The sequence below is a fragment of the Bryobacter aggregatus MPL3 genome (assembly GCF_000702445.1).
Classification (GTDB): domain Bacteria; phylum Acidobacteriota; class Terriglobia; order Bryobacterales; family Bryobacteraceae; genus Bryobacter; species Bryobacter aggregatus.
Window position 1 is genome coordinate 861,207 of record NZ_JNIF01000003.1, and the last position, 24,554, is coordinate 885,760.

20 protein-coding genes are annotated in these 24,554 nt (G+C 56.9%); 7 read left to right on the plus strand and 13 right to left on the minus strand.

Features of this window, described 5'->3' with window-relative positions:
• Nucleotide 1 precedes the first annotated feature (1 nt).
• Complete coding sequence (locus M017_RS0104320; RefSeq protein WP_238325809.1) at nucleotides 2–745, minus strand: IclR family transcriptional regulator; 744 nt, start codon at nucleotides 743–745, stop codon at nucleotides 2–4.
• Between the two features lie 73 nt (nucleotides 746–818).
• Between M017_RS0104320 and M017_RS0104325 the strand changes: the two genes are divergently transcribed.
• The 6 genes from M017_RS0104325 to M017_RS0104350 all read left to right on the plus strand — a co-directional run bounded on the left by M017_RS0104325 (nucleotide 819) and on the right by M017_RS0104350 (nucleotide 8,632).
• Nucleotides 819–2,126: an aspartate aminotransferase family protein gene (locus M017_RS0104325; RefSeq protein WP_051669505.1), complete on the plus strand. Its 1,308-nt coding sequence runs from the start codon at nucleotides 819–821 to the stop codon at nucleotides 2,124–2,126.
• A gap of 14 nt (nucleotides 2,127–2,140) precedes the next feature.
• Nucleotides 2,141–5,446: a TonB-dependent receptor gene (locus M017_RS0104330; protein ID WP_031496081.1), complete on the plus strand. Its 3,306-nt coding sequence runs from the start codon at nucleotides 2,141–2,143 to the stop codon at nucleotides 5,444–5,446.
• Between the two features lie 68 nt (nucleotides 5,447–5,514).
• Nucleotides 5,515–5,886, plus strand: a complete 372-nt coding sequence (locus M017_RS0104335; protein WP_031496082.1) for a response regulator — start codon at nucleotides 5,515–5,517, stop codon at nucleotides 5,884–5,886.
• A gap of 3 nt (nucleotides 5,887–5,889) precedes the next feature.
• Nucleotides 5,890–6,807: a 3-keto-disaccharide hydrolase gene (locus M017_RS0104340; protein ID WP_035957660.1), complete on the plus strand. Its 918-nt coding sequence runs from the start codon at nucleotides 5,890–5,892 to the stop codon at nucleotides 6,805–6,807.
• Complete coding sequence (locus M017_RS0104345; protein WP_031496086.1) at nucleotides 6,804–7,142, plus strand: fluoride efflux transporter FluC; 339 nt, start codon at nucleotides 6,804–6,806, stop codon at nucleotides 7,140–7,142. The genes M017_RS0104340 and M017_RS0104345 overlap by 4 nt, the downstream gene beginning before the upstream one ends.
• The gene (locus M017_RS0104350) at nucleotides 7,139–8,632 is read left to right on the plus strand and encodes an FAD-dependent oxidoreductase (RefSeq protein ID WP_031496087.1); all 1,494 of its coding nucleotides are present in this window, start codon (nucleotides 7,139–7,141) and stop codon (nucleotides 8,630–8,632) included. The genes M017_RS0104345 and M017_RS0104350 overlap by 4 nt, the downstream gene beginning before the upstream one ends.
• Here the strand turns inward: M017_RS0104350 and M017_RS0104355 are convergent.
• From M017_RS0104355 to M017_RS0104400, 10 genes are all read right to left on the minus strand, one after another.
• Nucleotides 8,589–9,239, minus strand: a complete 651-nt coding sequence (locus tag M017_RS0104355; RefSeq protein WP_238325810.1) for a TerC family protein — start codon at nucleotides 9,237–9,239, stop codon at nucleotides 8,589–8,591. The two genes, M017_RS0104350 and M017_RS0104355, sit on opposite strands and share 44 nt — an antisense overlap.
• Nucleotides 9,240–9,259: 20 nt before the next feature.
• Nucleotides 9,260–9,478: a Fe-S cluster assembly protein IscX gene (gene iscX / locus M017_RS0104360; protein WP_031496090.1), complete on the minus strand. Its 219-nt coding sequence runs from the start codon at nucleotides 9,476–9,478 to the stop codon at nucleotides 9,260–9,262.
• Entirely contained in the window at nucleotides 9,475–11,265 is a 1,791-nt protein-coding gene (gene dnaK / locus M017_RS0104365; protein WP_031496092.1) for a molecular chaperone DnaK, read from the minus strand. Before dnaK ends, iscX begins: the two co-directional genes overlap by 4 nt.
• A complete protein-coding gene (gene hscB / locus M017_RS0104370) occupies nucleotides 11,246–11,803 on the minus strand; it encodes a Fe-S protein assembly co-chaperone HscB (protein ID WP_202901613.1) in 558 nt (185 codons plus the stop codon). The genes dnaK and hscB overlap by 20 nt, the downstream gene beginning before the upstream one ends.
• Nucleotides 11,781–12,134, minus strand: coding sequence for a HesB/IscA family protein (locus M017_RS0104375; protein ID WP_031496095.1), 354 nt, complete (start codon nucleotides 12,132–12,134; stop codon nucleotides 11,781–11,783). Before M017_RS0104375 ends, hscB begins: the two co-directional genes overlap by 23 nt.
• On the minus strand, nucleotides 12,131–12,532 hold the full coding sequence (gene iscU, locus M017_RS0104380) for a Fe-S cluster assembly scaffold IscU (protein WP_031496097.1): 402 nt from the start codon (nucleotides 12,530–12,532) through the stop codon (nucleotides 12,131–12,133). The genes M017_RS0104375 and iscU overlap by 4 nt, the downstream gene beginning before the upstream one ends.
• Nucleotides 12,533–12,556: 24 nt before the next feature.
• Nucleotides 12,557–13,771, minus strand: coding sequence for an IscS subfamily cysteine desulfurase (locus tag M017_RS0104385; RefSeq protein WP_031496099.1), 1,215 nt, complete (start codon nucleotides 13,769–13,771; stop codon nucleotides 12,557–12,559).
• A gap of 18 nt (nucleotides 13,772–13,789) precedes the next feature.
• Nucleotides 13,790–14,311, minus strand: coding sequence for an RrF2 family transcriptional regulator (locus tag M017_RS0104390; protein WP_080507493.1), 522 nt, complete (start codon nucleotides 14,309–14,311; stop codon nucleotides 13,790–13,792).
• A 91-nt stretch (nucleotides 14,312–14,402) separates the two neighbouring features.
• Nucleotides 14,403–15,551 (minus strand): peptidoglycan-binding domain-containing protein, encoded by a 1,149-nt coding sequence (locus M017_RS0104395; protein WP_080507494.1) that lies wholly within the window; start codon nucleotides 15,549–15,551, stop codon nucleotides 14,403–14,405.
• Nucleotides 15,552–15,660: 109 nt separating this feature from the next.
• Nucleotides 15,661–16,398 carry a dolichyl-phosphate beta-glucosyltransferase gene (locus tag M017_RS0104400; RefSeq protein ID WP_051669508.1) on the minus strand — a complete coding sequence of 246 codons (738 nt, stop codon included), beginning with the start codon at nucleotides 16,396–16,398 and terminating at the stop codon, nucleotides 15,661–15,663.
• Nucleotides 16,399–16,422: 24 nt separating this feature from the next.
• Between M017_RS0104400 and M017_RS0104405 the strand changes: the two genes are divergently transcribed.
• Complete coding sequence (locus M017_RS0104405) at nucleotides 16,423–17,544, plus strand: phosphatidylinositol-specific phospholipase C1-like protein (protein ID WP_031496105.1); 1,122 nt, start codon at nucleotides 16,423–16,425, stop codon at nucleotides 17,542–17,544.
• Between the two features lie 908 nt (nucleotides 17,545–18,452).
• Here the strand turns inward: M017_RS0104405 and M017_RS0104415 are convergent.
• Nucleotides 18,453–21,905: an Ig-like domain-containing protein gene (locus M017_RS0104415; protein ID WP_031496106.1), complete on the minus strand. Its 3,453-nt coding sequence runs from the start codon at nucleotides 21,903–21,905 to the stop codon at nucleotides 18,453–18,455.
• A 133-nt stretch (nucleotides 21,906–22,038) separates the two neighbouring features.
• Nucleotides 22,039–24,267 carry a hypothetical protein gene (locus M017_RS0104420; protein WP_155121235.1) on the minus strand — a complete coding sequence of 743 codons (2,229 nt, stop codon included), beginning with the start codon at nucleotides 24,265–24,267 and terminating at the stop codon, nucleotides 22,039–22,041.
• Nucleotides 24,268–24,554: the final 287 nt, after the last annotated feature.

Genomic DNA, 24,554 nt, shown 5'->3' on the forward strand with positions numbered 1-24,554 from the left:
CCTACAATGCGCCCTCAATGTCGTGGGTCGCCTTCTTCAATGCCTTCAAAATCCTCTTGTCCGATGCGGGCTGAAAGCGATGGCTCAATCCGGAGATGCTCAACGCCGCCACCACCACGCCTTCACGATTGAAGATCGGGGCTCCGGCGCAGGTCGCCTGCAAAGCGTTCTCTTCGATCTCAATGGAGTACCCTTGCCGGCCAACAAGAGCAATCTCCGCACGGAGCTTTCCCTCATCGGTAATTGTTCTTGCTGTGAGAGCCACCAGCGGCCTTCCCCGCAGAGCAGCATCAATCGTTGCAGCGGAGGAATGCGCCAGGATCGCGCGTCCTAAGGACGAGGAATGGACCGGCACCGTAGCGCCGGGCCTTTCGCTAAAGCGCAATGCAGATTCACTTGGCACCACTTCGAGATAAACAATTTTGTCCTGCTCGAGCACACCGAGATTGACGGTTTCCCCCAGCAGGTCGCGCAACCGGATCATCGCGGGCAGCGCCGCTCGCCGCAAGATCTCCGTTGCCGCATGAGCGCTCCAAAGCCCAGGCACGCGCCCCACCAGCCGGTACGCCTTGTCCGCATCGCGATCCACAATCTGCAGATGCTGCAAGGTCATCAGCACTCGAAATACAGTCGACTTGGGAACTCCCGTCCGGATCGCGGCTTCATTCAGATTCAATCCGGGCTGGCGGGAAAGTTCGTCAATGATGCGGAACGCACTTTGGAGCACGGGAATGAGATAGCGCAATTCTGATTTCGAGTTTTGGGCCAAGAGAAAAACCTAGTCTTTCGATCATACTAATCTGTTCCAATAGAAAATCATGAGTTCTTCCATTGAAACTGCTGTCCGGGCAAAGACGATGGGCTCGGCAGCCCGGTATGCGCGCGCCCAGAAGAGTCTGGCCGGCGGTGTCTCGAGTGGACTGCGGCGCAATGCCCGTCCCTATCCGCTCTACTTCTCTCATGGAGAAGGCTCGCAGGTCTGGGATGTGGACGGCAATCGCTACACGGACTTCGGTCTCGCCTGGGGCCCCCTGATCCTCGGCCATGCGCCTCCTAAGGTCGTCGCCGCCGTGCAGCGGCAAGCGGCGCGCGGCATGACCTTTGGCGCGCAACACGATCTGGAGTTTGAGGTCGCCGAGCGGCTCACCCAGATCATTCCATGCGCCGGCTTGGTCACATTTGCCAACAGTGGCACAGAGATTGTACAAGTAGCCCTACGGCTGGCCCGCGCCATCACCGGCAAGCAGAAGTACTTGAAGTTTGAAGGTCACTATCACGGCTGGTCCGACGAAGTCCTCACCAGCTACAAACCAACTCTCGACCAACTCACTGCAAGCCAAGGCGCACCGATCCCGGTTGGCCTCGGGCAACTGCCCAACACCAACGCCGTCATCGCCGAATGGAACAATCGCGAAAGCGTTCTTGCCGCGCTCGACGACAACATCTCTGCCGTTCTCTGTGAACCCCTGCTTGCAAACTCCGGCTGCATTCCGCCCGCCCCGGGCTTTCTCGAATTTCTGCGCGCAGAGTGCACCCGCCGCCAGATTCTGCTGATCTTTGATGAAGTCGTCACCGGCTTCCGGCTTGCATTGGGCGGAGCGCAAGCTCATTACGGAGTGACACCCGATCTCGCCACCTTCGCAAAGGCCCTCGGAGCTGGCACCCCGCTCAGCGTTCTCGCGGGTCACAAGGAATATATGGACTGGATCGCGCGTGGAGAGGTTGTCCACGCTGGCACGCTCAACGGCAATCCCTTAGCCCTTGCCGCGGCAAATGCAGCCCTCGACGAACTCTCGCAACCAGATGTTTATCCAAGACTTCACACGCTAGCGGCTCAACTCCGGAATGGCATCGAAGAAGCCTTTCGTGACGCAAAGATTTCCGCGCATACCACTGGTACCGGGCCAGTCTTCCAACTCCATGTGCTAGGCAAAACAGTCAGCAACTATCGGGACACGCTCCAACACGACCGGCAGCGCTATAGCGATTTCGCGCTAGCCCTGTTGCACGAGGGCATTTTGATCCTGCCAGACGGCCGCTGGTATCTTTCAGCAGCGCACACCGCCCTTGATATTGCAGAAACAGTCAAGAAAGTGCGTTACGCGATTGTAACCACATCCTGTTAACCTAGTCCCGAACTATGCTTCAGAAAATAACAAAGCTATGTCTGCTTCTATCCCTAAGTGCGCTCTGCTCGCTCGCACAATTTGACACGGCGACAGTGCTCGGCACCATTCGCGACAATACCAAAACCGCAGTGGCCGGAGCCAATGTGACTCTCCGGAATACCCAAACAGGCGTCACCCAATCAGCACTCACAAACGCTGAAGGTGATTTTCAATTTGTCAACGTCCGCATCGGCGTTTATACCGTCACCGCCGAAGCGAATGGCTTCAAAACGGTGAGTGCCGCCGAATTTACAGTGATCGTCAACGCGCGTCAGCGTGTCGATCTCGATCTCCCCATTGGCGAAGTCAAGGAATTTGTCACCGTCACCGGTGCGGCCTCGCAACTGGAAACAGATTCCAGCTCCAAGGGCCAGGTTATCGGCAACCAGGAAATCGTCAACATGCCGCTCAATGGCCGCAACTATGCCGATTTGGCGCTCCTCGTTCCCGGTGTCCGCAAGTCCGACCTTGCCTATGGCGTCCCCCCGCGCGATGCCTCTTTCAATGTGAACGGTATGCGCAGTTCGCAGAACAACTTCATCATCGACGGTGTCGACAACAATTCCTACGGCACCTCCAATCAAGGCTTCTCCAATCAGGTGATCCAGCCATCTCCCGATGCGGTGCAGGAGTTTAAGGTGGAAACCAGCAGCTATAGCGCCGAGTTCGGCCGCGCTGGTGGCGCCATCATGAACGTCAGCATCAAGAGCGGTGCAAATCAGATCCACGGCTCGGTCTATGAGTTCCTTCGCAATACCCAGTTGAACGCCACTGGCTTCTTCAAGCCGGTGACCGGGCAGAAACCCACGCTGATCCAGAACCAGTACGGTGGATCCTTCGGCGGCGCCATCAAGAAGGATAAGATCTTCTACTTTGCCGACTATGAAGGCTTCCGCCGCGTTGAGAAGGCCATCACCTTTGCCGCCGTCCCCAGCATGAATCTGCGTAACGGCATCTTCTCCGGCCCCATCCAGAACCCCTTCAGCGGCACTCCTTATCCCAACAACGTCGTACCCGCCAGCGACATCACCAAGTTCGCCCGCGACGTGCTGGCAGACCTCCCCACCCCCAACATCGCTGGCGTCTCCAACGGCGGCAACAACTTCCAGTCGCTCCCCAGCCAGCCCACCAACATCGACAAGGGCGACGTGCGCTATGACCAATACTTTGGCTCGAAGCTCACTGCGTTCGGCCGCTACTCGCACCGCCTGTCCAATATCACCGTTCCGCCCAGCATCCCCGGTCCCTCGGGTGGCAACAGCAACGGCAACATCTATGTGAAAAACTGGCAGGTCGCCGGTGGCACCACCTATACGGTGAATGCACGTTCCGTCTTCGAGTTCCGCATCGGCGTCAGCAAGTCGATCAACTCCAAGCTGCCCTGGTTCGTCGGCACACCCGGCGTCGGCGAGCGCTTTGGCATCCCCAACGCGCCGCGCGATCCCCGCTACACCGGTGGCGTCAATGCGCAGTCGATCAATGGCTACACCCAGCTCGGCGTGCAGACCTCCAATCCGCAGTTCCAGAATCCGACGGTCGTCAACCCGAAGGTCAACTACTCTCTCCTGCTCGGCAAGCACAGCCTGAAGGCGGGCTACGAGTATCAGCTCATCAACACCCAGATCGACGACTTCAATCCGAAGTACGGTCAGGACAGCTACTCCGGACGCTTCAGCAAAGTCCCCGGCAGCGCCAATGACAATGAGCAGTTCGTCGCCGACTTCCTCTTTGGCGCACGTAACAACTACACTCTCAACAACGCCGCCATCGTCGACTACCGGCAACGGATGCACTTCTTCTACATCGCCGACGACTGGAAGCCCACTCGCAAGCTCACCGTCAACGTCGGCCTGCGCTATGAGTACGCCACCCCGCAGTACCTCGCCGACAACAAGATGTCCAACTTCGACCCGATCAGCAATAGCTTGATCCCCGCGAAGGATGGCAGCATTGCCGATCGTTCGCTCGTCAATCCCGATCGCAACAACTTCGCGCCGCGTCTCGGCATTGCCTACACAGCAAACTCGAAGACGGTGATCCGCTCTGCCTATGGCATCAGCTACATCCACTTCAACCGCATGGGCGGCGAGAACCTTCTGGCCTACAACCTGCCGAACATCATCGGTCCCTCGATCGATCAGGCTCCGATCACCGCAGGCGCTTCCGGCCTGGCGCTCTGCACCAGCACAGCCCAAGCTCCCGGCACCTGCTTCCGCACCACGCTCCAGGGTTATCCCGACAACTTCCTCACCCTTGCGAACGTCAAGCAGATCAATGTTCGTGCCAACTACATTCCCAAAGACTACAGAACCAGCTACGTGCAAAACTGGCACTTCACCATCCAGCGCGAACTGGCCAAGAATTTTGTTCTTGATGTGGGTTATGTCGGCGCACGTGGCAATGGCCTCATGATCCTCGGCGACTACAACCAGGCTGTGCCCAACACCGCCACCACCAACCTCCCCCTCCAGGCGCGCCGTCCGAACCAGAATTTCGGGCTCATCCAGATTGCCTACAACGGTGGCTTCCTCAGCTATCACGGCCTCCAGGCCAAGCTCGAGAAGCGCTTCAGCAAGGGCTTGTACCTGTTGAATTCGTTCACCTACTCGAAGGCCATCGACAATGCGAGCGGCCATCTCGAAACCGCCAATGGCGACAACTCCCGCGTCAACTTCCGCAATGTTGCGGGCGAGAGAGGCGTTGCCGGCTACAACCAGCCCTTCAACAACACCACCACCTTCCTCTATGAGCTTCCCTTCGGAAAGGGCAGAAGCTTTGGCTCCAGCTGGAACAAAGGTCTCGATACCGTCCTTGGCGGATGGCGCCTGACAGCGATCAACACCGCAAATTCCGGCAGCCCGGTGAACTTGAACTACAGTCCTTCCTCAGACTTCTCGGTCAGCGGTTCGCCCACCTACCGTCCGAACATCACGGGCAACCCGGTTCTCCCGGAAAGCCAGCGGACCTCGACCAACACCTACATCCAGTACCTGAATCCTGCTACGGTCTCGATTCCCACCGATCGCTCGCAGCCCTTTGGGAATGCGGGCCGCAACACGGTTCTGAACTTCGGCCTGTATCAGCTCGATCTCGGCTTGCACAAGGACTTCCTGCTGACCGAGCGCTTTAAGCTCTCCTTCCGCACCGAAGCCTTCAACGCCTTCAATCGCACCAACTTCAATGCACCCAATGCGAACCGTTCTTCGGGCAGCTTCGGGCAAATCAACAGCACCTACCCGGCACGTCAGGTGCAGTTCGCCTTGAAGCTCGTCTTCTAGAACGGCTCGTACCTCCAAACAGCTCTTGAGCTCGTCGTTTCACTAGACGAGCAGCTAAGCTGGAAGGAGTGCCTGTTAAACAAATCCTGGCGGTGGTCGACGATCTGATGTTTGCAGTCAAGATCGACTCCGCCGCCAAACAGAATTCCATTGGCGTCGTATACGCAAAGACTCTCGAGGACGCGTTGGCCAAAGCAAAGGCTCAACCCGTCCTCGTTTTAATTGACCTCAACCACAACAAGCTCGACCCCATCGAAATCGTTCGTGCTTTCAAAGCCGATGAGGAGCTCAAGAAGATCAGCATGCTCGGCTTCATCTCCCACGTCGATGGGCAGCGCAAGCAGGAAGCTGTCGAGGCAGGTTGCGATAGCGTCGTCCCACGGAGCGCCTTCTCAGTGAACCTTCCCCAGATTCTGAAGCGGCATTCCGGTACCCTCTAGTACGTGAGCAAGTTTTTCCTATTTGCGATGGCAGTCTCCGCGCTGGCAGCAGACAAAGACTACAACGGCCGTTGGAACCTGACCGTCCAGAATGAAGCGCGCGGCCGCGCCTGGTGGCTCGAGGTGAATGAGGCCGGGAGCAAGAAGATCAACGGACGCTTCGTAGGCGCCCCTGGCGGCCAACTGGATGCGATTCCACAGATCTCGATTGATCATAAGGAACTGCACTGGTCCTTTGAACGCGCGGGGAAAAAGCTCAGCTACGTTGCCACCATCCAGAAGGGCCGGCTGGTGGGAACGCAGTCGATCGATGGAAAGCCCGCCACCACCTTCTCGGGCGATCGCGCTCCGGAAATCCGCGACCGCGACGATGATCGTTGGAAACCCACCGAGCCGATCGAACTCTTCAATGGAAAAGATCTGAGCGGGTGGCAGGCCACCTTCCCTGGCCGCTCTGTCGAATGGAGTGTGACCGCCGACGGCATCACCAAGAACGCCCCCAAGGCGAGCGACATTCGCACGGCGGAAACCTTCTGGAATTTCGAGCTGCACGCCGAATATCGCTACCAGAAAGGCTCCAACTCCGGCATTGGACTTCGGGGCCGCTATGAGGTGCAGATCGAAGATACCGCAGGCCTCCCGATCGATGGACACTCTGCCGGCGGCATCTACTCCCGCATCCCGCCGAAGGAGCAGGCCGCTCGGCCCGCCGGCGAATGGCAAACTCTCGACGTCCGGCTTGTCGGCCGGATTGTCACCGTCAAGCTGAATGGCAAGATCACGGTCGACCATCAGGTGATCGAAGGACCGACAGCCATGTGCTTCGACCCGAATGAAGCGATGCCTGGTCCCATCGCGGTCCAGGGCGATCATGGCGTGGTCGAATTCCGCAAGCTCACCATCACCCCACTCTCGCGATGATCAAGTACGGTCTCATCGGTCTCGGTGCTGCCTGTGGTGGAATGGCGCGATTTGCCATTGCCACCTCCCTCCCCCTGCCCTTCCCCTGGCAGACTTTCGTCATCAATTTCACAGGTGGAGCGCTCATCGGGTTTCTTGCGAACCGGCTGCAGGGGGACAGCCGCTATTTCTGGATCACCGGCATTTGCGGCGGCTACACCACTTTTTCCACCTTCTCGATTGAAGTGGTGACACTCCTCGAACAGGGCCGCTATGCGCTCGCGGCCTCCTATATCTTCATTAGTGTCGCGCTCTGTGTTGCCGCCGCAGCAGCAACCTATCACTGGACCAAATGACCCGACGCGATGCGCTCGCCGCACCCTTCCTCCAGCTTGGCCGCAAGGCGAAAGCACCCGTCACCGGCAGCTTTGTTCTCGATGCCTTTCCAACCGGCCACAAGCTGCGGGATCATGCATCGTTCCCAGCAGCAGCGGAACAGAAGAAGATTCCGCTGGTCATCATTGGTGCGGGCATGGCCGGCCTTTCCGCCGCCTGGTGGCTGAAGAAACGTGGCTTCTCGGACTTCGTGATTCTGGAGATGGAACAACAAGCGGGGGGCAACTCGCGCTATGGCGAGAACGAGGTCTCCGCCTATCCCTGGGGTGCGCACTATGTACCGATCCCGAACCGCAATTCCCCTCTTGTACGGGAACTCTTCGAGGAGATGGGCCTCATTCAGAACGGCGAGTGGAACGAACGCCATCTCTGCCACTCTCCCCAGGAGCGGCTTTTCATTCACGGCCGCTGGCAGTTCGGCCTGGAGCCCGAGTTGGGCATGAATGCCAAAGCCCGGCGGGAATTCCAACGCTTTGAAGAGATCATCCAGAAGCTGCATGCCACCGGCCATTGGACCATTCCGCATGCCTTAGGCAAGATCGATCCGGTGCTCGAAGCCCAATCTTTTCCAAGCTGGCTCAAGGCGAATGGCTTTGAATCGCCAGAATTGTTCTGGTACCTGGACTACTCCACCCGCGACGATTATGGCTCGTCTCTCGCGGACACCAGTGCCTGGGCCGGCCTGCATTACTTTGCAGCTCGCGACCACGATGACAAGGGTCCGTTCACCTGGCCGGAAGGCAATGGCTGGGTGATGAAGTACTTGCGGTCCAAGGTGCAGGTGCGCCCCCAGGAGCCCGTTTACAAGGTGAGAAGCCTGGACCGTGCCTGGCAGGTGATGACACCGAAGGCAAGCTATCTGGCACAAGCCGTCATCTGGGCCGCTCCCAGCTTTCTGGCGAGCCACCTAGTCGAAGGCGCCCCCAAGGCAGACGGGTTCACCTATTCGCCCTGGGTGACAGCCAACCTCACCCTCGATCGCTTGCCCAAGGGTGGCGACACGGCCTGGGACAACGTGATCTATGGCTCATCAAGCCTCGGTTATGTTGTTGCAACGCACCAGGATCTGGCGGTCCATCGCGAGAGAACGGTTTGGACCTGGTACAACGCACTCGCAGAGAAGTCTCCTCGCGAGGCGCGCAAGCTGATGCTCGAAAGCACTTGGGAGTACTGGCGCGATGCAGCGCTTCACGATCTGAGCCGGCCCCACCCCGAGATCGCCGACTGTGTTGCGCGGATCGATGTCTTTCGCAATGGGCATGCCATGGTGCGGCCCACGCCAGGCTTTCTCCAGTCGGAAGCCCGTAAGGGCTTCCTCAGGAATCAGAATGGAATGTTTTATGCGCACTCGGACCTCAGCGGCATCTCGATCTTCGAGGAAGCGCAGTACCGGGGAGTCGAGGCGGCTAAGAATGCGCTACGGCGGATCGGCGGCGGAGCAAGAGCTTAGCAATCACCACCACGAGGATGGCGGCTGCAATCTGAATCGCGTAATGGGCGTATTGTCCCAGGTGGACGATCTTCAGAACTGCCGGATCCGTCAGGATCATCTCAGCGCCCACTCGACCCAGTACGGCCGAGCCCAGAATGGCGATGATCGGATAGCGGTCCATCAACTTCGACAAAAGGCCGCTCGCGCCAACAACCAACGGAATACTCAGGCCCAGGCCAAAGATCAGCAAGCCCAGGTTGCCATGGGACGCGCCTGCCACAGCCAGAACGTTATCGAGTGACATCGTGATATCGGCAACCAGGATCATCCACATGGCTTGCCAGATCCCGCCTGCCTGCTGAGTTGCACCTTCGTCGGGTTCTGAATCGACCAGAACCTTCACGGCGATCCAGAAGATACACAAGCCGCCGATCAGCTTTAGGTAAGGCAGGTTCAGCAGTTGCGCAACAAAAAAGGTCAGCACAATCCGCAAGGCAACGGCAAGGCCAGCGCCCAGAAGCGTCCCCAGCCGCCGTTCCTTTGCAGGCAACGACCGTACGGCCATCGCGATCACGACGGCGTTATCACCAGCAAGAACAATATCGCTCACGACGATATTGAACACGGCAAAAAGAAATTGGAGGTCTATTTCTGACCTTCCTTCCACTCCTCATACCAAGCCATCTGGATGGCTTCCAACTTTGCTTCGTTCGATTTCATCGGGTCATCGACGAAAGTAGGCAGTGCCACAACCAGCTTATGCAGGTCCGTAAAGCGTACCTGCAGGGGATCGGTGCCGGGGTGGGTCTCAAACAGCTCGATGCCAATATCCTCCGCCTTATCCCAGGTGAGCTGGATCATCATATCTTGGTCCCCTTCAATGCGCCACGCACGGCAGTGTTCATCATATTCTCTGCCAGTTCCAGGCTCGCTTGGTCGAGCTTCTCCATCTGAGACTGGATGAGACGATGATCGTCACCATGATATGCAAGTAGCAGCTCATTGTGAGCATGTTGGATACTTTTCTTTGTTTCCTCGGAAAGACTCGCCCAGGCATCATTTTGCTTGGCCCGTTCGAGCGCGGCCAGCATCCGATCGGCCTCGACGCGCGCTTCCCGCACCTGGCGCTCCCGTACATCCGCTTCTGCGTTGGTAATCGAACTGAGGATCATGGCTTCCACCTGCTCGTCGGTGAGTCCATAGGAAGGCTTGACCTCAACGCTTTGCTCTTTGCCGCTGCGTAGGTCCTTGGCCGAAACATTTAAGATGCCATTCGCATCAATGAGAAACTTCACTTCCAGCCGCGCCAGACCAGCCGGCATGGGTTCGATATCTTTCAATTCAAACCGGGCCAGACTCCGGCAATCTTTCACCAGTTCCCGCTCGCCCTGGAGGACATGAACCAGCACGTTGCGTTGGCCGTCTACTCCCGTTGTGAACTGCTCCACTTCGCTTGCCGGAATGGTCGAGTTGCGATGGATCAGCTTCGTCACCACGCCGCCCATCGTCTCAATGCCCAGGGAGAGCGGAGTGACATCCAGCAACAGGGTGTCTTTCACTTCACCAGACAGAATGCCCGCCTGTACGGCCGCGCCAAGCGCCACCACTTCATCAGGATTCAACTCGGTATGCGGCTTGGTGCGGAACAACTGCTCCACCATCGAGCGCACCAACGGAATCCGGGTCGATCCGCCCACCAGAACCACTTCATCAATCTGCTCCGGGCTGACATTTGCATCCCGCAGGCATTGGGTACAGGGGCCGAGGGTCCGCTCGAGCAAAGGCTCGATCAGGCGGTCAAAGACTTCCCGGGTCAGCACCCGCTGGTAACTCTTGCCGGCATAGCTGAACTCGATCGTGGTTTCGAGCGCAAAGCTCAGTTGCTCTTTGGAACGGATCACCGCCTGGCGTAGCATCTCCACCGCAGGCGTGCCAGATTCCAGACTCGCGCCCCACTCGGAAGCAAGGTCTTCCTGGGCAATCGCGAGCAGGAGCGCATCGATGTCATCGCCCCCCAGATGCGTGTCGCCATGGGTCGCCAGAACTTCAAAAATGCCGTCCTGCAGCTTGAGGATGGAGATATCGAAGGTGCCGCCGCCCAAATCGTAAACCGCAACAATACCTTGCTTCCGCTTGTCGAGCCCATAGGCCAAAGCGGCGGCAGTGGGTTCATTCACCAGACGGAGCACGTCGAGACCAGCAATTCGGCCAGCATCCTTTGTCGCCTGGCGCTGTGCATCGTTGAAGTACGCAGGAACGGTGATCACCGCCTTGCTCACCTCTTCACCAAAGAACAACTCGGCATTGTTCTTGATCTCCCGCAAGACATAGGCCGCAGCTTCAGGCGGCGTAATGGTGCGGGAGCCAATGATCAGCCCGTCCGAGGCCTGGTCCATGGACCGTTTGGTGGAGTAGAGCGTATGATCGGGATCTGTGCTCAGACGGGCTTTTGCCGCATCCCCAGCGATGTAGGTGCCGTCCGGCAGGAGCGAGATGACGCTAGGGACAATCCGTCCACCTTGCGCCGTGGGGATAATTTCGGGGCCGGTGAAATCCATGAAGGCACCCAGGCTATTGGTGGTGCCGAGATCGATGCCGATGATACGGTCTACTTTGGCGTCAGCGCCAAAGTCAATTTGAAAGGTACCCATTCACATCCCTGAGGAGATTTTGTATGTAGCGACGGCGGTTCAACAGCGCCCGGATCGGCTTCAAAGACTCTTCTCCGGGAGCGGCATCGTAGGCGGTGAACAACTTGTCCAACTCGATACTGGACTGAGCGAGCATGGCCTCAAAGTTGTCCCGGGCCGTAGTCAATTGCGGACGAGCCGATTCATCTCCCGCCTTTAACTCCTCCAGCGCCATGTTCAACTCAAAGACCTCTTCCAACAGCTCAGGAGGCACATCCTTCGTGCCTTGCAGGCTGATGTCGAAGCCGCCTTGCTTGAGGACATACTCGGCACGGGCCAGCGGATCGCGCAACGTACGATAGGCATCGTTGAGTAACGAACTCTCGAGCAGCGCCGCATCGCGGACACTCGCCTCGGCGCGCGCAAAGCGATCCGGGTGTAGTTCGCGGCTGCGCTGATAAAACAGTTGTTGCAGCTCGTTTCGATCGAGCTGCAACTTTGGGTCGAGACCCAGAACGCGATAGTAATCCATCTGACTAGGAGGAGAAAGAAGTGCCACAACCACAGCTCTTGCTGGCGTTGGGGTTGATGAACTCAAAGCCACTTTGCATGAGGCTCTCTTTGTAATCGAGAATCATGCCCTTGAGAAAGAGCATGCTCTTCGGATCGACCCAGACATGCACGTCGCCATAGTCAAAAACATGGTCCGTCGCGCGCGGCTTGGTGTCGAACTTGAACTGATAACTGAGACCAGAGCAACCGCCGCCGAGCACACCCAGGCGAAGACCGCCGCTCACACCCTGCTTGGCAAAGGCATCGCGGATCTTCGAAATCGCCTTCGGGGTGACTTCGATCAGTTTCTCTGTGGTCTGTTCAGCAGTTGGGGTCATACAAGTGCCGGTGTGGAAACAGCTTTCTTTTTGTAATCGGTGATCGCCGCCTTGATGGCGTCTTCGGCAAGCACGGAGCAATGGACCTTCACGGGTGGCAGAGCCAGCTCGTTGACGATCTCCGTGTTCTTGATTTCCATCGCCTGGTCGACAGTCTTGCCCTTCAGCCACTCGGTGGCGAGGCTCGAGCTGGCAATGGCGGAACCACAACCAAAGGTCTTGAACTTCGCGTCTTCGATGATGCCGGAGATCGGGTCCACCTTGATCTGCAACTTCATAACGTCGCCACACTCAGGGGCGCCCACCATGCCGGTGCCGACATGCGGATCGTTCTTGTCCATCGAACCGACGTTGCGCGGATTGGTGTAGTGATCTACTACTTTTTCGGAATATGCCATTTTCGTTCTCCTAGACTAAAACTTTTAGTGGGCGGTCCATTCGACCTTCGAAAGATCGATGCCTTCTTTGAACATCTCCCACAGAGGCGATAGTTCACGAAGCTTGGTCACAACTTCAATCATCTTCTTGGCCACATAATCGATCTCTTCATCGGTGTTGAAACGGCCGATGCCAAAACGGATGGAAGTATGGGCCAGATCGTCGCCCAGGCCGAGAGCCTTGAGCACATAGCTGGGTTCGAGAGTGGCCGAGGTGCAAGCAGAACCCGAGGACACCGCTACATCATTGATACCCATCAGCAAGCTTTCACCTTCGACATAGGCAAAGCTCATGTTCAGATTGTGGGGCAGGCGATGCTCCATCGTGCCATTGATGTAGGTCTCCTCAAGAGCGCCTTCGAGTGTCGCCTTCAAGCGGTCGCGCATCGCGCGGTGCTTCGGCATCTCGGTGTCCATCAACTGGTGGCACAGCTCCGCAGCCTTCCCGAAACCAACGATGCCCGGAACGTTCAGCGTGCCCGAACGCATGCCGCGCTCATGACCACCGCCATCCATCTGGGCAGAAATCTGCACCCGCGGGTTACGGCGGCGCACATAGAGAGCGCCCACGCCCTTGGGGCCATACATCTTATGAGCGGTGAGGCTCATGATGTCGATATTGTCTTTGATCACGTTCACCGGAATCTTACCGGCAGCCTGCACACCATCGGTGTGGAAGAGAACATTCTTCTCTTTGCAAATCTTGCCGATCTCGGTGACATTCTGGATGACGCCGATCTCGTTGTTGGCATACATGATGCTGACCAGAATGGTCTTGTCGGTGATCGCATCGCGCAGCATATCGAGATCGATCAGGCCGGAGCCCTGCAAAGGCAGATAGGTCACCCGGCAGCCCTGCTTCTCGAGATGCTTGCAGGTATCGAGAACGGCCTTGTGCTCGGTGGCAGCAGTGATGATGTGGTTGCCGCGCTCGGCATACATCTCGGCCACGCCCTTGATGGCAAGGTTATTCGATTCGGTCGCACCGCTGGTGAAGATGATCTCTTTGGAATTGGCGCCAATCAATTTGGCGATCTGTTCGCGCGCGAGATCGACACCTTCCTCGGCAACCCAGCCAAAGCTGTGGTTGCGACTGGCCGCATTGCCAAAGTATTCGGTGAAGAAGGGCAGCATCGCTTCGACGACGCGGGGATCGCACTGCGTAGTGGCGTGATTATCGAGATAAATCGGGAGCTTCATTATGGTTCTTGTCAGTCTCTAACTGGGCAGGATGTTGAGGATTGAGCCTGAGCCCGGAATTGGATTGCGGGCGCCGGGAGGGGGATTGCCACCGCCCTCAGGCATAGGATCATCTTTTGTCAGGGCTTCTATGGAGATGCTTTCGAGCAGCTTGAGGATGCTTTCATGCACTTTCCGGAGAGGCTCTTTGACCGTGCAACTGCCAGACTGGTCGCAGCGATCATGCGTAAAACAAGCGGTGAGGATCACAGGGCCGTCGACGGCTCGGATCACTTCGAGAACACTCATCTGATTAGCGTCCCGGGCCAGTTTGTATCCGCCATTGGTACCCTGGACACTGGTGAGAAAACCCGTCTTCCCTAACTTCTGCAGCACCTTAGACAGGATCGGAAGTGGGATGTGATAGGTTTCTGAGATTTCCTTGGCGCTTGCAGAACGATGCGCCACAGGATTTGGGTTCGCTTCGCTCAAATGCTCGCACATGGCCAGATGGCGCAGGGCAATCAGGCTGTAATCGGCTTTTTTTGTGAGCTTCAGCATAGAAATTGGACAGATTATGTCCTATTTGCATTGTACTGCCCACCGGGGGGTACGTCAAGGCCACAAAATGGCTCCAGAACGGAAAGGCCTCTTATTGCAGCTTACCCGAGAATGGAACATCATCCACGGTGATCCGGATCCGGTAGGGCATGAACGCACTCTTGTCCTGAAAAGGATAGAGTTTGCGCTGGAGCAGCCAGAGAGATGCCTGGCCAGGATCGATGACATCGCTGTCGTTCGACCCAAAATGATCGAGAAGATCATAGGAGAGAGTTCCGCGATAGCTGCCATCGGGTTGTCCAAAGAATGTAGAGATCCGGACTTCAATCCCCTGGATGCTGCCGATTCCGAAAGCAAGCGGATCGCCGGCCAATCGAGCCGGATTCTCCTGAAAGGCGAAGGTAATCCCGGTTGCAAACTTCCGGAGAGGTTCTGGTTGCCCCTCCCCTTCCTGCAATTGGCTGACGTCGATATCCGCGCCTGCCGGAGCTTTGGAGGCAAGATCCTGGAGCCCTTCCTGCAGCGCGATCACCAACCGTTCGTGATTGGCAACAAAGGCTTTATCCCCTGCCACCTGGGTTGACCAGAAGTCGCCTTTCCCCAATTGACGAATGAATCCGGGAGGAGCGTGCCGGTTGGAGAGAAAGAAAAGGCCCAGCTCTCGTGGGTTGGCCCCGCCGCCGGACAGAAAAGCCAACAGCGCCGCCTTGGCCAAAGTTTCAGTGCCAGGAGCCAGGGCCCGTGCGCGGATCTCAGCAGAAATGCGATTCACCCGGCCAAACTCCAGATCCTGTGCGGCTGGTAGAGGAGGCAATGGATCGTCCTGCTTCTTGATGACAAGCGGGGTCTGGAGCGATCGGAACGTAAACCGCCGCTTGGCGGCTGGATCGACAGGCAGCGTGCGGGGAGCACGCGGACGAGACTCCAGTTCGCCATCGAGCCTTTTCAGCGTCACAGGCCCCACCCGGCCATCCCACTCCAATGCGTTGGCTGGAAAGGCGCGCTTTTGGAACTGAATCACACCCAAACGAGTTTCTTCGCCATACACGCCATCGGGCTCACCGCCATTACCGGCCGCAAAAGATCGCCCCATAGGAATCCCGAGAAACGCCAGTGCTTTCTGAATTCTCCGGACTGCATCCACTTCATCCCGTGGCGGGGCGGGGCGAATTGGAGCGCCTCCATTCGACACAGCTTCAAGACGTAAATTACCGGAAAGAATCTCGGATCGAAGAGCCACGGCGGCAGATTAACATAATGAGAAATCTGAAAAACCGGGTTCCAATTTTGAGAAGGGCCGGACTGGAAAGCCCACCGGGAAGCGGTCCATCCGTCCCAAGAAAACGTACTTAGCTCGTAAAGCGGTACGCACCAGAACGCCGTTCGCTGGCGATGGTGAGCAGATCGGCAAAGCTACGTAGACCGCTCATCAGCGTGACCTTGCTATCGTCAGCATTGAACCAACGGACCGGAACCTCGGCAATGCCGAGTCCGTTCTCCTGGGCAATCACCAGCATTTCCACGTCGAAACTAAAGCCGTCCAGCTTCTGGACGCTATAGATCCGGCGGCCGGAGGGCCCATGCATCAACTTGAAACCGCATTGGGTGTCCTGCACATGGAGTCCGGTGATGCTGCGCATGACGAAGTTGAAGAAGCGGCCGGAAGCTTCCCGTGCAGCGGATTGGTGACGTCCGACCAGACTGCGATCCTTGGCCCGGCTGCCGATTGCTACGCGAGGATTGCGTTCATTGGCCGCAGCACGCAATTTCGCATACTCCTCGATGGGAGTTGAAAGATCGGCATCCGAGAATAAGACCCAGTTTCCTGTTGAGTGCAGCACCCCGTTGCGCACGGCAGCGCCCTTGCCCATGTTGTGCGGATTCCGGAGAAGCGCAAAGCCAGAGTCGGGGTGCGCGGCAATGAAATTTTCGACAAGCCGGACCGTTCCGTCTTTTGAACCATCGTCAACGACAAGGGTCTCAACAGAGAAATTCTGATTGCGGATCCAGACGGAAAGAGCGTCGAGAGTTTTGCCCAAACGGCGTTCTTCGTTATAGGCAGGGATGACGATAGAAAGCTCAGCCAAAGTGAATTTTTAGCTTATCGCATCATGAGCAATTCCAAGCAGTCCCTTTATCCTGGGGAGGTGCGTTGTTATTTTATCGGGCTGATTTTCCTCGCCGCATCCACGAGCCCCGGGCAGAACCCCATCCGCTTGCGGATGAACGAGATCCAGATCATCGGGAGCCACAACAGCTACCACTCGGGAATTGAACCTAGTCAGATGGCACTGATTCGGAAAGCGAACCCCCAGGCGGCGGCCGCCCTCGACTACCGGCACCCCTCGCTGACCCAACAATTGAATTCGGGAGTCCGGCAGTTGGAGTTGGATGTCTATGCCGACCCGCAGGGCGCCGCCTTCGCCGCGCCTGCAGGACTGGCACGAATCGCAAAGGCGGGTTTACCGGCAGATCCACCGTTTGACGCGGAACCGTTGATGAAGCCGGGCTTTAAGGTGCTACATGTCAAGGATGTCGACTATCGCAGCAATTGCCAGCCCTTCATCGCCTGCCTCGAGGAGGTCCGCGCCTGGTCGAAGAAACACCCCAGGCATCTGCCGATCTACATCCTGATTGAAAACAAAGATCAGAATCCCAAACCCGGGGTGTACTTCCAGCCAGACCGGCTCTCCCCGGCAACCTTCGACGACCTCGATGCCGAGATTCGTAAGGTCTTTCGCGCGGCGGAGATGGTGACACCGGATGATGTGCGAGGAGACAAACGAACTCTCGAGGAGGCTATCTTGAGCCACGGCTGGCCGTCCCTCGACAGTGCACGCGGCAAGGTAGTGTTTCTGCTGGATCAAAAGAGAGTCAGCGAACTGTACAAGGTAGCCCATCGGACTCTCAGCGGCCGGGTGATGTTTACGAATGCAGAGCCAGGCAATGTGGACGCGGCGTTTGTGGAGGTCAACGATTCGCAAGCGGATCCGGAATTGATTCCGCGCTTGATCCGGCGCGGCTACCTCGTCCGGACCATGACCGACGGCGGAACCAATCGGGAACAGCGTAGGAATGCCGCGATGGGGAGCGGGGCCCAGATTCTGAGTACGGATTATCCGTTCGGCTGGAAGGCGGCGAACGGGTATCACGTCCAGTTTCCGGCGGGAATCGCTCGCTGCAATCCGGTTCTACAGGTCAAAGGCTGCAGCGCGGCGATGCTGAAGGAATAGAACAAAGATCGAGACCGGCACCAGATGGCAACCGCCAGAAGCTCAACAGACGATTCCTCGTCGCGAGCAACTACCGCGAAAAGTAACGCCAGCACGAAGATCGCTGCGAAATGAGTACAGCGTTTTCACAGGCTGAGTGGGTGCGATTCACGAGCTTACCGGCTCCATGGACAGACACCGGCCTAGAGCCTGTAGTCAACATTTGAGAAGCTGAGGGATGGGCCTCCCCCGGCATGCGAAAGCGATACCCGACCGAATAGACATTCAGGGCATCCTATCACCGCAGCGGCTGTCCTCGTTGCGGGAGTAGGCAACGGATTGCGCGATCTGATCAAGGCCGCTGATGCCTCCCACCTTGGGAGGCGGTTCATCAGCAAACGCAGCGCTGAATCTGGGCGGAGTCGTTGATGCAATGGCTCATGATCTTCGCGAAGTGTTGCACCTGAGAGAGCGCTGGAGGCTCCCCCCAAGGCGGCCGTTCTGGCCTGTAATCGACTCCCGAGAGCAGCAGTCGTAACGGATACGTTGGGGCATCTGTTAGCTCTGCATGTAACGTCGACCGATGGACACGATCGTGCTCAGGTCGGCATCCTGGCTGAGCGGGTACCAACAGCGGCATATATTTGGCAGTCGTCAAACGATCGGAGACGAAGAAAGGCTTCGTGCTGCTGGGTGGTCGAACGAACCTTTGGCTGGACCACCCGCTTGCGCCTCCTGGTTCGCGACTTTGAGCGCATTCCGCGCTCGACCGCATGATGCGAGTCTGGGCCTGCCGCCTCTCGCCAGCAGATCTCCACCGGCCTCTTCTGCAGCTCTTGTAAGATGTCGAACATCTTTGAAGCTGCATAGAAAAAGGCCGCCCTTGAGGAAAGGGCGGCCTTCGTGCTTGCGGAACGATCCCGTTCGCGTTAGCGGACGTGGATCAGGGAGGGGTTACCCGGAGCGTAAGCGTTGTCAGAACCGATGGCGCCGATCGCATAAGGCCGATCCACGCCAGTCGTCGTTTCTTCCGGAATCTGAAATTGAACAATGTAGAGACCCACCAGGCCCGGCGCCATCGTGGCAGGACCAACAGGAACGCCTTCATTGTTCACACCGATGATGATCTGTGCAGAGACCTGGCTCGAATTGTTGTACGCACCAGGAGTGTTGGTTGTGGTGGGGATGACCGTCTGGCCAAGACCCGTAAAGAAGCCAATCATGACCTCGCCACGCAGGGCAGGGTTCTCACGGCTCATATAGGTCCCGTCCGTCTTGATCATGACGCCAATCTTCTTACCCGCCGAATCGACAGTCTCGAAGATACCCGGCTGTACCGGCAGAACTTTCACCGTCGCCGTGCTCGAACCATCATTCACGGTCAGCTTCAAGGTTGAAGTCGTACCCGTGACATCGCAAGGCGTCTGGAAAGTAACCTGTTCCTGACCGTTCAAGTTGGCCAAGGAGACAATCGGAGCCGTTCTGTCACCGACCGTAATCGAGACATTGCTCAGACGGAGCGCGTAAGGCCCAACAAAGCTGTTGCCAAGAATCACACCATTGAGACTCGGTGCGATATTCGAGCCGAAAATCGTCGCGAGTCCACAGGGCGTAACGCCTTCCTGGAAGCTGGCCGCATTGGTGACGCGGGTGATCGTCGGTCCAGGAGGCAATGCCGAAAGACTGAAGGTGACAATGCGGGAGACGGCAGAAGCCGAAACCGAAATGGCGCCAGCAGTGGCACCGGCAGTCGCCGTAACAGAAGCGATACCTTGGCTATTGGTAACAGCCGAACTGGCAGAGAGCGTTGCAACGCCATTTTGCACTGCAAACGTTACCGTCGCGCCAGAGATCCCACGGCCCGAGGCATCAAAGAGCTGGACAGCCAGCGGTGTCGGGAAGGGCTTGCCAATTCCGACCGACTGGTTATCGCCTGAAGTCTTCACAAAGTTTCCGACTGCAACGTTGTTGGTGAGTGTCCAGGTCGTGGTCGCTTCACCTGCGCTAGTACGGACCTTGACTTCGCCGGGAGAAGAACCGAAGCGGACCAGGAAGGAGAAGTCGCCGTCGGCGTTGGTCGTATTGAACAACGATTCGATGGTCGCTTCGCCCTGGATTACTTCTACGCGAACCGTAACTCCTGCAAGCTTGTTGCCGAATTTGTCGGTGACAGCGCCGCGGAGAGCAAGAGGCGTCAGGCTGCCGGGACCGCCAGACTGATTATCACCCTGTTTCTTCACAATGACGCCAGGTGCGCCAGCGGTGACGTTCACCACGAAGTTGAAAGCACGACCGGGGCTCTGGCAGTTGCCTGCGCAGACCTGGATATTCGCTTGGCCCAACTTGTTTCCACCGATGAGGTCGCAGGAAAGCTCGCCAGACGAATTGGAAAGCGATCTCGGCGAGCAGCTGGCAGTCACACCCGATTCAGAATCGTTTCCTGTGGAACCGGAAAACGCCACATTGGGAATCGGGGATCCAAAATTTTTAAGAGTACCGCTAAAGATGGTGGCTTTCACGGCGCCTATCACAGTGGATCCGGCAGGAAGATTAATGATCGTACCTTCAGCCGGGCTGATCAGTGTGATTGCTGGCGGGCTGGCAGGCAACATCAGAGGTGGAGGTCCAGACGAGGGATACGAAGTGACACTAAAGTCAACATGACCATTGGGAGAACTGGCACGGACCGTCGTACCACGAGGACCATTAAAGGAATCGTTGTAGTACAGCGTTGAGCCATACTGGGTCTGCGCGAGACCTTGTGCATCGGTGGTCGAAGTGGCCAGAGTGACGTTCCCGTCACCGCTCTCCACCGTCCAGGACACCGTGACATTGGGCTGCGGGTTGCCAGCACCGTCACGCACGCGGACCGTCAGAGGGAGAGGCGCGAGGAACTGGGCAAATAGAATCTGGCCGTTCCCGGAAACAATCTGGATTCCGGAGTTCGGGTCCGTACCGCCACCATTGTTTCCACCACCATTGTCCGGAGCCGAAACATTAATGGTGAAGGCCTGGCCTTGTGAACCACTGGTGGAGGCGGTCACTGTTGCCGTTCCCGTTGTGGCGGGAGCCGTATAATTGACCATCGCATAGCCGTCTTTGCTCGAAATGGCCGCGCTGCTATCGAGTTGGAGTCCAGAAACATTCGTCGAGAAGTTAACAGTGACACCGCTCAACGGACGCGAAGTGTTGTCCAGAACTCGAACCACAAGCGGACGTCCCTGTTGGCCGGTGATCGCACTTTGTGAGGGGTTAATCACCGTGAGGCCAAAGGGAATTCCTGTCTGTGCCTTCCCCGTGTAAAACATCGGGCCAACAAATGTTGGTTGGGTCAGAACACTATTCAGGGAATTCGTCTCAAGGTTGATCCGAGAAACAGAATTGGTAGAGTTCGCAAAAAAATAACGGTTTGTGGGCTGCTGATCTGAGGTGATCAGGTACTTGCCGCCCGTCACTGGACCGGACCCAGAGAGGTCTGCTTGCGTCGGATTGGAAAGCGGAGTGGCCAATCCACCTTTAAACACGGTGTTGCTGATGCCCATGTAGTAGAGCACCGAAGAGTTGGAGATGACTTTGAAACGCTCCGCAAGAGCACCGGGGATTGAGGCGTTTGCGACAGCTCGCGTCGTAACATCAATGACGTAAATTTGAGTGGAGCCAATCACGTTGCACGCGACAACCGCGCGGCTGCCATCCGGAGTGAATTGAGTCTTCAGGCAATTCGACCCGGTGAGAGGAATGTCAGCACCAATTTGGGTCAGCACACCCCGGCCATCGATCTCCACCAATTTGTTTTGACCTGTGACATAGATCAGACCATTTGGCGCAACCGTGAGGGAATTAGGGCCATTGGAGACCGTGAGAGTGCTGATGATCTGATTGTTCGCAGTACTAATCATGGCAATCGTGCCATTGCTATTCAAAACGTAGGCATAGTTGGAGTCGAGCGAAAACTCGATGTCGATCGGCGTACCACGGGTATTGATGCCAGTAAGTTCCTGGTCGGTACTGGTGTCATAAATGCGGAGGGACTGAGAAAGGACAAAAAGCCGGCGGCCATCTGGGGAAATCCGCGCATCACTGATATTTGCAAGCGCGCGAGATGTCGTTTCTGTGTAAGGGGAGCTCCCAGAGAAGACTGTAATGGATTTGGTGATGCTCTTCGAGAAGACGTAGAACTTTTGGCCATTAGGATGCCAGATCACCTGAAAAGCAAGGGGGTCGACAGTGAATGTCCCCAATTGGGTGAATGGTTCCGGACTATAGATGTAGCCGGTGGTAGCGCCGGAGTTTTCCTGCGGCAGAACAACGACGTTCGAAGCAAGGGCCGGAACAAGGCACAGGCATACGAGGGCCGAAAAAGACAAAAAGAACCTATACATGGGGATCCTCTTCAGAACTAAAGAGATGGAAGGACGCAGCCCTCTAATTCTAACAGATGTAACACAGTCAGTAGAAATAAAATCGGGGCGAACTTACGTTCGCCCCGAAGTGGTTTATGAAACCGACTCGAAGTTAGTTGTCGAGAGACTCGGCAGCCAGAACGCCGGTCTGGCGCTGACGCCAGATGTCGTCCTTGTTCTTCGGATCGAGGATCAGAGCCAGATACCCGTGGGCAGTCTGCAGGTTCGACGGATCGCTGATGAAGGCGAAGCCGTGAGCGTAGCGGAAGTTGCACGAGATGATGATGTAGCCCTGGAAGCCGACGACGGGCTGGATACCGTAGTCAGGACCACCATAGAGCAGGTTGAAGGTAGCAGTCTGGCCCGAAGGAACGGACTTGCTGAACGACTGCGGTGTCGGGTCAACGCCACCGCCGGCGGTCGTACCGTAGAAGAACACCTTGCAGATACCGGTTTCGTTCACCGTACCGAAGGGATCCTTCGAGGTGTTGGAAACGGCCACGCCGGTGTTGAAGCCGGTCACGCTGCTGACGAACGGATAGAGCAGGTTCGTGGCGCAGTTGGTGATCGTGAAGATCGGCTTCAGGTCTTCAGGCGAGCTGAGAACGAAGAGCGGGATGCTCGGGTAGCCATTGCCACCGGTGGTGCCGATCGGGGCATAGTTGCCCGAGACCTGAGCAGCAACGGAGGTGTTGGCGTCAGTGACGATGCTGGTGGTCGGAGCAAACGCGGCAGCAACAACGAAATCGAAACGATCGATCGTGTTGTCGTTAGCGCGAAGCACTTCCCAGAAGAATACGCCGGTACCATCGGAAGCGATAGTGACCTGATTGAAGCGCGGCGTCTTCGGCAGCGTGCCGTAAGCAGCGCCATTGGCACCAAAGCCCGGAGCGTCCGAACCCTGAACAGCATACGTCGTGTCAGTAGTTACCACCGGGACAGGAGTTGAACCGGTAAAGTAAGTGCCGCCAAAAGCGTAGCTCGTGTTTGCAGTAAAGCCAGTGCCTTCACCATTCGGGCTAGATGCATTCACTGCAAAGGCTGCGGATACAGCATCCACACCTTGGCCGTATACTGTGTCGTTGTTATAAGCACCCTTCAACAATACGCCAGTGAGCGGCTGAGCCGACACATAGAGGCGAACCGAAGCGGGGATGCCAACAAAGCGCGCACGGAGACGGGTACCCTGGGAAGCAATACCTGAGTCCCTCAGACCATTAGTTTCCGGGAAGTTGCGGTTGTAGAAACCAGACTCATTGTTGTAGTTCGCGGTCGGGTTGGCCTGACCAGCGCCTGCAATGTAGTACTGATTGTACACGGCATCATACTTGTCGAGCGCGCCATCAAAACCACGGCGCTTAAACGAAACACCGTAGGCTTCGGTAAAGCGAAGCAGGCCAGTGTGCTGCAGCGCAGTGCTAGTGTTGTGCCCAGCAAAGGAACCGGAAGAGTTCACGTTGAAGCCCAAGCACTGAGCGTAGGGGCCGCCGGCAACGGTATCAAAGAAGAGACCGCGCTGAACGAAACCAACCACACCCTGTGCATTGTTCAGAACGAGATTTGCAGGAGGATTCTGGATCCCGATGAAAGCTTGGATCTGGCCATTCACCTGGAAGGAATTTGCAACCTGAACACGGATGTTCTTGATGCGGAAAGTACGGGTGCCAGCGCCAACAAAGCTACCAGGCTGAACCACCGGAACACCAACGAAGGTGATGGTCTGCTCATTCGGAGCATAGCCGCCGCCAATACCATACTGAGCCTGGAATACGTTCAACGGATTGCCAGATGCGCCCGAGACAGGACGACCTGCACCAGTGGCGACGCCATTTTCAAAGAAATAATTCAAGCCGGTGCAGACACCAGGAGTACCAGTGTCGGTATCGCAGGGGTTCTGATTCAGACGAGTGTTACCGCTGGTCGGGGTTGTCGGATCGTCAATGAAAAGCAGAGCATCGGTGAGATTACCGCTCCCGAAGATCCGATTGGTGATGCGCGTACCGGCCACGGTCACCGAGATGTTGATCGCGGGAACAGTGGGGGTTGCCACCTCTACACCACCGACATACGGACGTGCAAACACTCCGTTGAGGACGGGGGGGGTGTTGGCCGGACCCGACGCAGCGACTCCGCCTACGCCTCCGGTTCCGATGGAATTACCACCAGAGCAGCTGATTACGATATCGCCTACGAGTTCACGCAGACCTTCGACGCGAACGACGAGGGGCGAAAAACTGGTGTTGCAGACGAAAGGATTGCTTTGCGCGTTGGCGCTGTTGCTCATTCCGAGGAATGATGCGACTGCCGCGGCAGCAAATAGCATTTTACGGAAATGCGACATTTGCTTCTCCTTGTGAAGTTTAGTCATTTGTTTTCTTGAATTGATGGAAGTTCTCTTTCAACCTGAGCCTCTTGGTACAGCGTTTTTTACTACGACTCAAAGTCGAAGCGACTTCTCTTTTTTAATTTCTTGCGTTCTGTGCTCGCGGGATTCCACGTCGCTGTGATGAAAGCCGCCTGTTACTTTTCAGACATACCACTAGTAACAGAATTCGAAAGGGTGAGTCAAGGAAATTTGTCAGCAACTCTCTGAAAGCGCGTGAGTTAAGCCTCCGGCACCCAGCGCAC

Bases quoted from the DNA above. Each gene is read 5' to 3' on its own strand.
- M017_RS0104325 (WP_051669505.1), top strand. From the start codon at position 819: ATGAGTTCTTCCATTGAAACTGCTGTCCGGGCAAAGACGATGGGCTCG.
- M017_RS0104330 (WP_031496081.1), top strand. From the start codon at position 2,141: ATGCTTCAGAAAATAACAAAGCTATGTCTGCTTCTATCCCTAAGTGCG.
- M017_RS0104345 (WP_031496086.1), top strand. From the start codon at position 6,804: ATGATCAAGTACGGTCTCATCGGTCTCGGTGCTGCCTGTGGTGGAATG.
- M017_RS0104350 (WP_031496087.1), top strand. From the start codon at position 7,139: ATGACCCGACGCGATGCGCTCGCCGCACCCTTCCTCCAGCTTGGCCGC.
- iscX (WP_031496090.1), bottom strand. From the start codon at position 9,478: ATGATGATCCAGCTCACCTGGGATAAGGCGGAGGATATTGGCATCGAG.
- dnaK (WP_031496092.1), bottom strand. From the start codon at position 11,265: ATGGGTACCTTTCAAATTGACTTTGGCGCTGACGCCAAAGTAGACCGT.
- M017_RS0104375 (WP_031496095.1), bottom strand. From the start codon at position 12,134: ATGACCCCAACTGCTGAACAGACCACAGAGAAACTGATCGAAGTCACC.
- iscU (WP_031496097.1), bottom strand. From the start codon at position 12,532: ATGGCATATTCCGAAAAAGTAGTAGATCACTACACCAATCCGCGCAAC.
- M017_RS0104385 (WP_031496099.1), bottom strand. From the start codon at position 13,771: ATGAAGCTCCCGATTTATCTCGATAATCACGCCACTACGCAGTGCGAT.
- M017_RS0104390 (WP_080507493.1), bottom strand. From the start codon at position 14,311: ATGCTGAAGCTCACAAAAAAAGCCGATTACAGCCTGATTGCCCTGCGC.
- M017_RS0104405 (WP_031496105.1), top strand. From the start codon at position 16,423: ATGAGCAATTCCAAGCAGTCCCTTTATCCTGGGGAGGTGCGTTGTTAT.
- M017_RS0104415 (WP_031496106.1), bottom strand. From the start codon at position 21,905: ATGTATAGGTTCTTTTTGTCTTTTTCGGCCCTCGTATGCCTGTGCCTT.
- M017_RS0104420 (WP_155121235.1), bottom strand. From the start codon at position 24,267: ATGTCGCATTTCCGTAAAATGCTATTTGCTGCCGCGGCAGTCGCATCA.